The organism is Variovorax sp. F042, assembly GCF_057814215.1.
The window spans coordinates 1-300 of sequence record NZ_JBVASX010000063.1 but is presented as its reverse complement, the minus strand read 5'-3'; the positions used below and the strand labels follow the sequence as shown (position 1 = coordinate 300).

The window sequence follows — 300 nt, the reverse complement described above, 5'->3', positions numbered from 1 at the left end:
GGCACGTTTCCCCGGGAGATTTCCAACGATGAAGCTCAAGAGCATCCTTCCCTTCGCCCTGCTCGCCTGCGCCGGCCACGCCGCCGCGCAGACCGCCACGCCGCCGGCCGGCGACTACATCTACGAACGGGGCAGCGGCTCGCTGCGCGTCAAGCCCGACGGGCACTTCGACATCACCACCATCGGCGCCACCGCACACACCTGCGCACTCGACGGCACCATCGTGCGCGGCAAGGCCAAGCTCGACGACTCGGCGTGCGTGGTGAACTTCGCGGTCAACGCCGACAAGGTGCAGGTCAC

At 68.3% G+C, this 300-nt stretch carries 1 pseudogene; it reads left to right on the top strand.

Going from position 1 to position 300, the window contains the following annotated elements:
• Positions 1–28: 28 nt before the first annotated feature.
• A pseudogene (locus ACZYSP_RS35405) lies at positions 29–300 on the top strand (hypothetical protein); the annotation flags it as partial.